General features: G+C 67.5%; 8 protein-coding genes. 2 read left to right on the top strand and 6 right to left on the bottom strand.

The genetic code is table 11. From position 1 onward, the window contains the following. The coding region (locus AC16HO_RS11635) for an integron integrase (RefSeq protein ID WP_484335439.1) at window positions 1-837 on the top strand (837 nt) is incomplete at its 5' end. Window positions 838-849: 12 nt separating this feature from the next. Here AC16HO_RS11635 and AC16HO_RS11630 read toward each other — a convergent pair. Both AC16HO_RS11630 and AC16HO_RS11625 read right to left on the bottom strand, forming a co-directional pair. Next, complete coding sequence (locus AC16HO_RS11630; protein WP_395644374.1) at window positions 850-2,751, bottom strand: M61 family metallopeptidase; 1,902 nt, start codon at window positions 2,749-2,751, stop codon at window positions 850-852. A gap of 130 nt (window positions 2,752-2,881) precedes the next feature. After that, window positions 2,882-3,688: an MOSC domain-containing protein gene (locus AC16HO_RS11625; RefSeq protein WP_395644375.1), complete on the bottom strand. Its 807-nt coding sequence runs from the start codon at window positions 3,686-3,688 to the stop codon at window positions 2,882-2,884. Window positions 3,689-3,788: 100 nt separating this feature from the next. Between AC16HO_RS11625 and AC16HO_RS11620 the strand changes: the two genes are divergently transcribed. Next, window positions 3,789-5,075 (top strand): NTP/NDP exchange transporter, encoded by a 1,287-nt coding sequence (locus AC16HO_RS11620; RefSeq protein ID WP_395644376.1) that lies wholly within the window; start codon window positions 3,789-3,791, stop codon window positions 5,073-5,075. 6 nt (window positions 5,076-5,081) lie between these two features. On the opposite strand, the gene AC16HO_RS11615 is transcribed toward AC16HO_RS11620, so the two are convergent. Genes AC16HO_RS11615 through AC16HO_RS11600 form a run of 4 tightly spaced genes read right to left on the bottom strand, consistent with a single transcriptional unit; the run spans window position 5,082 to window position 7,964 of the window. Beyond that, window positions 5,082-5,990, bottom strand: coding sequence for an FAD:protein FMN transferase (locus AC16HO_RS11615; protein ID WP_395644377.1), 909 nt, complete (start codon window positions 5,988-5,990; stop codon window positions 5,082-5,084). Window positions 5,991-6,005: 15 nt separating this feature from the next. After that, window positions 6,006-7,187: a DUF3570 domain-containing protein gene (locus AC16HO_RS11610; protein WP_395644378.1), complete on the bottom strand. Its 1,182-nt coding sequence runs from the start codon at window positions 7,185-7,187 to the stop codon at window positions 6,006-6,008. After that, a complete protein-coding gene (locus AC16HO_RS11605; protein WP_395644379.1) occupies window positions 7,187-7,417 on the bottom strand; it encodes a DUF4266 domain-containing protein in 231 nt (76 codons plus the stop codon). The genes AC16HO_RS11610 and AC16HO_RS11605 overlap by 1 nt, the downstream gene beginning before the upstream one ends. Continuing rightward, window positions 7,407-7,964 carry a TlpA family protein disulfide reductase gene (locus AC16HO_RS11600; protein WP_484335438.1) on the bottom strand — a complete coding sequence of 186 codons (558 nt, stop codon included), beginning with the start codon at window positions 7,962-7,964 and terminating at the stop codon, window positions 7,407-7,409. Before AC16HO_RS11600 ends, AC16HO_RS11605 begins: the two co-directional genes overlap by 11 nt. Window position 7,965 lies beyond the last annotated feature (1 nt).

Below are 7,965 nucleotides of genomic sequence, written 5' to 3'. Positions count from 1 at the left end.
CGACATCCGCGCGAGCTGGGGCCGGCCGAGGTCGAAGCGTTCCTGAGCGGTCTGGCGACCGAAGGCAACGTCGCTGCGGCGACGCAGAACCAGGCGCTTTCGGCATTGTTGTATCTGTATCGCGAGGTGCTCGGGATCGAGCTGCCCTGGCTGGATCGGGTGGTGCGGGCGAAGCGTCCGAGACGCGTGCCGACGGTGCTGGCGCGCGAGGAGGTGGCGCGGCTGCTCGCGGCGATGGAAGGTCGGCCGTGGCTGATCGGCAGTCTGCTCTACGGTACCGGCCTGCGCTTGATGGAGGGCTTGCGCCTGCGCGTGAAGGATGTCGATTTCACGCGCAACGAGATCGTCGTGCGCGACGGCAAGGGGGGCAAGGATCGCCGCACCATGTTGCCTCGTTCGCTGGTCGAGCCGTTGCGGCGCGAGGTCGAGCGCGTGCGCGTGCTGCATGCGCAGGATCGCGTGACGGGGGCAGATGGCGTCTGGCTGCCGCATGCGCTGGCGCGCAAATATCCGCGCGCGAGGTTCGAGCTGGGCTGGTGCTGGCTGTTCCCGGCGGCGAAGCTGTCGCGCGATCCGCGCGGTGGGGCGGTGCGGCGGCATCATCTCGACGATGCGGTGTTTGCGCGTGCGCTGAAAACGGCTTGGGTGAGGGCCGGCATCGTCAAGCCGGTCAGCGCGCATACGCTGCGGCATTCGTTCGCCACGCATCTGATCGAGGCGGGCTACGACATCCGCACCGTGCAGGAACTGCTCGGCCACAAGGACGTGGCGACGACGCAGATCTACACCCACGTGCTCAATCGCGGCGGGCTCGGCGTGCGCAGCCCGCTGGATTGAGCATGGCGCGCGTCAGCGTGGCGCGAGGATGGCGCTGAGCCGATCGACCGTGCCGGGAATGCGTTCGAGGTGCGGGTACTTGAGGCCGTCGCGGTAGTCGACGCGGCTGGTTTGGTAGCGGTCGCCGTTCTTGACCAGCAGCTCGATAGGCGCGCTGCCGGTTTTGGCTAGCCTGATCGCCTCGGCCAGGCGCTCGGGTTTGTACTCGCGGCCGTTGACCGCAACCAGGGTGCTGCCGGGGGCGATGCCTGCCTGGAACGCGGGGCCGTTCCAGCGCACGTCGGCGATGCGGCCGCCGTCCTGCGCGACGGTGAGGCCGATCGAGATGGCGAAGCTGTTCGTCTTGGCGACGTCCTCGGCGTTTTTCTGGTAGTCGCCGGGCTTGTCGGTGTAGACGAGTTTCCAGCCGGCCGCGGCAAGGCCGTCCAGCGGCGGCGCATGTGCGTCGACGCGCTCGCGCAGAAAGCTCGCCCAGTCGTTCGGCGCGATCGCATTCAGCGCTGCCGCAACGTCGTCGAAGGTGTAGGTCTGCATCCGCCACGAGCCGTTGTCGATGCCGAAGAACGCCCGCGCGAAGTCGTCCAGCGATTTTTTCTCGCCGGTCAGTTCGCGCAATCGGGCGTCGACCGCGAGCCAGATCAGCGCGCCGGCGCTGTAGTACTCCTCGCTCATCTGGTAGTTGCGGTACGGCAGCGGGCGGCGCTGGGCGGCGGTCGGGTCGTTGGTCGTGTCCTGCACGTTGCGCCAGGAAAACCCGGGGCGGTTGTCGGCATAGGTCGCTGCGACCAGCGCGAGTTCGTCGTGCGCCTGCTCGGTGCTGCGCAGGCCGGCGCGCGCGGCGAGCACGTCGCCCCAGTATTGCGTCTTGCCTTCGTAGACCCAGAGCAGGGTGTCGCCCATGGTGACGTTGAAGTTCGGCGTGGCGAGGTCGGCCGGGCGGCGGAATTTGCCGTTCCACGAATGGGTGAACTCGTGCGGCAGCAGGTCGCGCATGCCGGCTTGCCGGTTCCAGTCGGTGAAGTATTCTGCTTCGACGCCGTTTTCGCTGGAGCGGTGGTGTTCGGTGCCGATGCCGCCGAGTTTGTTCGACAGCGCGAGCAGGAAGTCGTAGTGGTCGTAGTGCTGCGAGGCGAACAACTTGTAGGCCTGTTGCACCATGGCCTGATGCGCCTTGAGTTGCTCGGGCTTGATCTCGAGGAACTTCGGCTCGTCGGCCATGATGTTCAGATGCACCGGAATCTTCGCGCCTGGGGCGAGGTCGATGCGCTTGAAGTAGCGCCCGGCGTACATCGGCGAGTCGACCAGCGTGGCGAAGTCGACCTGCCTGAACGCTATCGCGCCGGCGGGAGCCTTGGCGTCGCCGCTGGCGTTGTCGCGATCGAGTGCCGTGGCGAACTCCCAGCCCGCGGGCAGCACCGCGCTCGCGGCGATCCGGATCTGGCTTGCGTCGTGCCCGGCCGGGTAGAGCGCGACCGCGTTCCATTGCAGGTGCAGCATGTCGGGCGTCATCACCACGCGGCCTTCGCCGGGGTCCAGCGGTGAGAGGTACTGGAACTCGGCCTCGATCGCGCTCGCGCCTTCGGGCACGTCGACATGGAAAGCGTAGACGTTTTCCGGATCGCGCCGCCAGGCCAGCACCTTGCCGTTGGCGCGCAGCACGAGGCCGGCGAACTTGTCGATCGGCCCGCGCGGCGCGTGGTTGCCGGGCAGCCATTGCGGATAGAGCAGGGTCAGCGCGCCGGGGCTCGCCGGAATTTCTTCGTGCACGCGGAAGATGCGGTGGTCGAGGTCGGTGGCATCGACGTGCAGTTTCAGCGTGCCGGGGTAGGGCGTATCGGCCGGCGCCGGCACGGCAGCGTGCGCAGGCAGCACGGATGCGGAAAGCAGGACGGCGAGAGCGAGGACTGCGCGCATGGTGGATTCCTTCGGGTGCGAACTGGGCAGCATATCAAGCACGCCATGCGCATCCGGTAGGCCGAAAGTCATGCCTTGCCCGTCATTCCGGCAGGGGCTGCCGGAATGGCGAAATGGATTGACCGGCCGTTTACGCGATGACCGATACCGTATCGCCCACGCGCACCACGCCGCGTCCACGCGGGATCAGGTTCTGGCCGAACGTCACGCCCTTTTCGCCGCGGCGGTAGCCGATCAGCGTGCGCAATGGCTCGCCCGAGGGATCGCGTTCGCCGCGCTCGAAATCGACCGTGGTGAACACGCAGCGCACGCACGGCTTGACCACGTCGAATTCGACTTCGCCGACGCGGATGCGCTTCCAGCCGTCCTCGGCATGCGCCTCGGTGCCGGCGACGACGAGGTTCGGGCGGAAGCGCAGCATCGGCACGGGCGCGGCGAGCTTCGAGTTGAGCAGGTCGAGGGCCGCCTGCGAGATCAGCAGCAGCGGAAAGCCGTCGGCGAGGCTGACCTCGTCGCCGGCGCGTGCATATTTCGCGTCGACCGCGCGCGCGCATTCGCCATCCATGTGCACCAGGCGCACCGGCCGGCCGAGGAATTTGCTCAGCCAGGCGTTCGTGGTTTCGTCGGCGAGCAGCGGCGACACCGGGCTGCCCCAGACCGCCGTCGCGATGCGCTCGCCGCGCGCGTCGGGAACCGGGACACGCAAGCCGGAGGTCGCGGGCGCATCGAGGTGCAGCGATCCGTCCGCGTTCGGCAGTGCATGGATCAGGGTCAGGCGCGCGTACTCGCGCCCGGTCAGAAACTTGCCGTCGGCATCGATCACCATCCAGCGCCGGTCGCGCGCGAGGCCGCGCGTCTCGACCGTTGCCGACTGGAGCGCGAGCGGCGCGCCCGACTTGAGCGGATAGATGTGGATGGAAGCGAGCGTGAAAGCCATCGGCGAAGGATACGGTAAGCGCATCGCCGCGGGGAGGAGGGAAGCAAAGACTGTGACGCATGCTACCCTTCACGCCCCACCGGTAACCGACGACGGCCCCTTGGCGACATCCACTACCGAACAGCAGCGCGGCTTCTTCCGCGTCGAGTCCGCGGAATGGCCCGCGCTGCTGCTCTCGTTCGCGTATTTCTTCTGCGTGCTCGGCTCGTACTACGTGATGCGGCCGGTGCGCGAGCAACTGGTCGCAGCCGCGGGGTCCACCTCGCTGCCGTCGTTCTATCTCGCCACCTTTCTGGTCACGCTGGCGTTGACGCCGATCTACGGCGCGCTGGTCGCGCGCTTCCCGCGCAAGCGCTTCGTGCCGATCGTCTACGCGTTCTTCATCCTCTGCCTGATCGCGTTCATTCCGTTCTTCGAACTTCAGGGTCAGTTGAATCCGAAAGTGCTCGGCGGCGTGTTCTTCGTCTGGGTCAGCGTATTCAACCTGTTCGTCGTCGCGGTGTTCTGGAGTTTCATGGCCGACATCTTCACCGTCGACCAGTCGCACCGGTTGTTCAGCGTGATCTCGATCGGCGGCGGCCTCGGCGCGATCGGCGGTTCGCTGCTCGCCGGCAGCCTCGTCGGCCATATCGGCATCGCCAAGCTGCTTGCGGTGTCGGCCGGCTTGCTCGGATGTTCGATCGCCTGCATCGCGGGTCTGGTCGTGTGGTCGCGGCGCAACCCGATCGAGAAAGGCGTCGACCGCAACGAGGTGGTGATCGGTGGCGGCATGCTCGCCGGCGCCCGCCAGGTGTTCGCCTCGCCCTTCCTGCGCAGCATGGCGCTGCTGTTGTTGCTCGGCGACGGCGTCGGCACGGTGCTCTACGCGCTGCAGGCGGACTATGCGAAGACGCACTTCCCCGACGGCATCGCGCGCACCGAGTTCTTCGCCCACATCGACCTCGCCATCAACATCACGCAGACGGTGTTGCAGCTCAGTCTGACGCCGTGGGTGTTGACCCGGCTCGGGCCCGTGATCGCCGTGATCGCGGCCGATGCGGTCAAGGTGGCGGGGCTGCTGCTGCTCGTGCTGGTCGGCAATCCGGCCCTGATCGCGGTGGCGCTGGTCGCCACGCGCTCGTTCGCCTACGGCATGGAAAAGCCGAGTTCGGACAGCCTGTACACGCGCGTCGACCGCGAAGAGCGCTACAAGGCCAAAGGCTTCATCGACACCGCAGTGTGGCGGCTCGGCGATTTCACCATCGCCCTGGCGATGAACGGCCTGCGCGGCCTCGGCGTGACCACGACCGGCTTCGCCTGCCTTGCCACATTCGCCGCGGGCGGTGCCTGCTGGACGGCGTGGCGGTTGCGCGGCACGCGCGAATTGGCTGCGCACGCGAACCGCTGAGCCGGGTCAGGTCGTGGCCGCTTCGATGCTTCCGCGAGTTCGACCGTCGGCATCGATCGCGAGCCAGGGCAGGCCGAGTTCGCGCAGATAGTCTGCGCCGCGTTCGACGCCGAACAGCATCGCCAATGTCGATGCCGCGCCGGCGACGAGGCAGCTGTCGGCGAGCACGCTGACGCTGGCGAAACTCTGCATCGGCCAGCCCGTGCGTGCATCGACGATGTGCGAGTAGCGCCTGCCGTCGACGATCATCACGCGCTCGTAGTCGCCGCTCGTGGCGAGGCCGCCGCGGTCGAGTTCGATGCTCGCATGGACATCCGCCGGATTGCGCGGCGACTTGATTCCGGCCAACCAGGCGCTGCCGTCGGCATGCGCGCCGATCGCGGCGAGGTCGCCGCCGAGATCGACGATGCCGTGGGCGATGCCGTTCTTCCGGCAGATTTGCGCGGCACGATCGGCGGCGTATTCCTTGACCACGCCGCCGAAGTCGATGCACATGCCCGCGACCGGCAGGCACAGGTACGGACGCTGCCATTCGACCCGATGCCAACCGCTGCGCGCGAGGGCGGCATCGATCTGCGCCTGTGCGGGAATGCGCCCACTTTGCAAGTCCCACAATTTCGTCAGCGCGCCGGCGGTGACGTCGAAACGGCCTGCGCTCTGCGCGTGCAACGCGGCGGCGAAGTCGACCAGGTTCGCCGCTTCCTCGTCGAGTTCGACCCGGCGCCCGCTGCCCGCGCTCGCGCACAGGCGCGCGAGCCAGTTGTCGCTGCGGTAGTGCGAATATTTCTCGTCGAGGCGCGCGACTTCGGCCTGTGCTCTCGCCGCCGCCGTGCGCGCGACGGATTCGTCATCCGCCTCGAGCTGGATCGCGCACGGGCAGCCCATGCTCGAGAACGCATAGCGGTGCAGGTCCATTGCCGCACTCTCGCATCAGTCGAAGCCGAAATCGAGTCCCGCCCAGGCGCGCGTGAAGTCGACCAGTGCGGGTACTGTGCCGCCGCCGCCGCCGAGCGCGAGGCCCCTGGCGCTGTGGTAGCGCTCCGCACCGAGGCTGAATTCCCAGCGTCCGATCGCCTTGCGGACATTTATACTTGTGGAAAATGCACCAAATGTTCCAAGGCGGTAGTCGCTCGAATAGAAGCGTTGTCCGCCTGGCGCGGCGAGGAACGGCGCGTAGAAGCGCGCGGCCGACTGGCTGTACCAGCGCAGGCCCGGCACCAGGCGCCAGCCATGGCCGAGGCCCTGGTACCACGACGCCTCGACGGTGTGCGAGGTCAGCCCCCAACTGTCCTGCGCATAGCGGTAGTCGAGATGCAGCGCGGCATCGATCTGCGCGTATGCGCGTCGGTAGCGCACGAGGCCGGCGGCCTCGACGTGCTGGTCGGGGCGCCGTTCCGCGGTGAGAAACTTGCCGTAGACGAACAGCTTGTACGGATCGGAGAGATAGCCGTGGCTGAGGTTGATCTGCACGCCGGCCTGCAGCACCGAATCGCGATCGAGAACCCAGGCAAGGCTGGAGAATACCGATGCGGTGTTCTTCGTCGCGCGTTCGATGCGGCCATAATCTTGTGCCTGGAAGGGCTTGATCACGTCATGCGAGAAGCTGCCGCCATAGCCCAGCGTGGTCGCGGCGCTGAGCGGCTGGCTGCGCTCGATGCCGAGCGCCGTGGCGCGATAGTCGTTCTCCTTCGAGTAGGAGGCGGTGTAGGTTGTATTCGCGCTGGTGCCCGGATTCTGGGTCAGCGATACGGATAGCGCGTTGCGCCGGTCACGGATCGTCGCGCCGCTCAACACCTGTACGGGGCGACCATTCGCGTCCGCGGTGACATACCACGGCGACGAGCCGCTCATCACCTCGTGCGTCGCATCGAGCTTGAGGCCCCACGCACCGCCGTCGAGTTTGGTGTCGATATCGAGCTGCTGCGAGAGCACGCGATAGCGGCGCGGATCGCCGACCACGACGCCATGGAGCGCGTCTTCGTCGTATTCGGAGAAGCGGTAGCTTGCGTGCGTGTCCGCTTCGTCGCTGTCGGCGGCCCGCGTCTGCGCTGCGGGCAGCAACGCGGCGGCGGCGGTGAGCAGGGCGGCAAGCGAGGTCGATGGGCGGGGCATCAGTTGCACCCGCAGCCGCCGCCGGCGGCGCCGATCGTGCCGCTCGATCCTTCCTTGCTGAAGTAGGCGTGCTGTTTCATCGCGGTTTGCACGGAGTCGGGATCCCAGCGCATGTCCCAGCGCGCAAGGTGGGCGCGCTCCCAGGGTTGCACGGGTTTCGTCGCGCAAGCCGCAAGCGCGGTGGCGCAGACGAGCGCAAGGGCAATGCGCGGCAGAACGTCAGGACGCATGTGCGGGCTCCCTGGCGAGCCTGTCGACTTCGTGGCGCAGCACATCGATGTCGGCGGGCTTGAAGCCCTGGCCGCGCCAGCGCACGATGCCGTTGCGGTCGATCAGGTACGAGGTCGGCATGCCGACGACGCCATACGCCTTCGGCACTTCGCCTGCGGGATCGAGCGCGATCGGATAACCGACCGGATGCGCGGCGAGGAATTTTTCCGCATCGCTGCGCGTCTCGTCGAGATTTACCGCGAGGATCGTGAACGTGTCGCGGGCCATCGTGGCATATAGTTTTTCGTACTGCGGCATCGCCTCGCGGCAAGGGCCGCACCACGAGGCCCAGAAGTCGACGAAAACCACCTTGCCGCGCAGGGCGGAGAGGCTGAGTGGAGCTTCCGTGCCGAGCTGCGGCAGGTGGAAGTCGGGCGCGCGCTCGCCGATCCCGGTGGCGCGGGCGGTGCCGATCGCGAACATCGTCAGCGCGACCAGCATCGCGAAGGCCGTGCCGCGAGACCGGAACGACTCCGGCCTCGCGGTGGACGGGCTGTGCATGCGCATG

Source organism: Rudaea sp. (genome assembly GCF_057139185.1).
The sequence above is the reverse complement of the archived record's forward strand: the minus strand, read 5'-3'. Positions and strand labels throughout refer to the sequence as shown.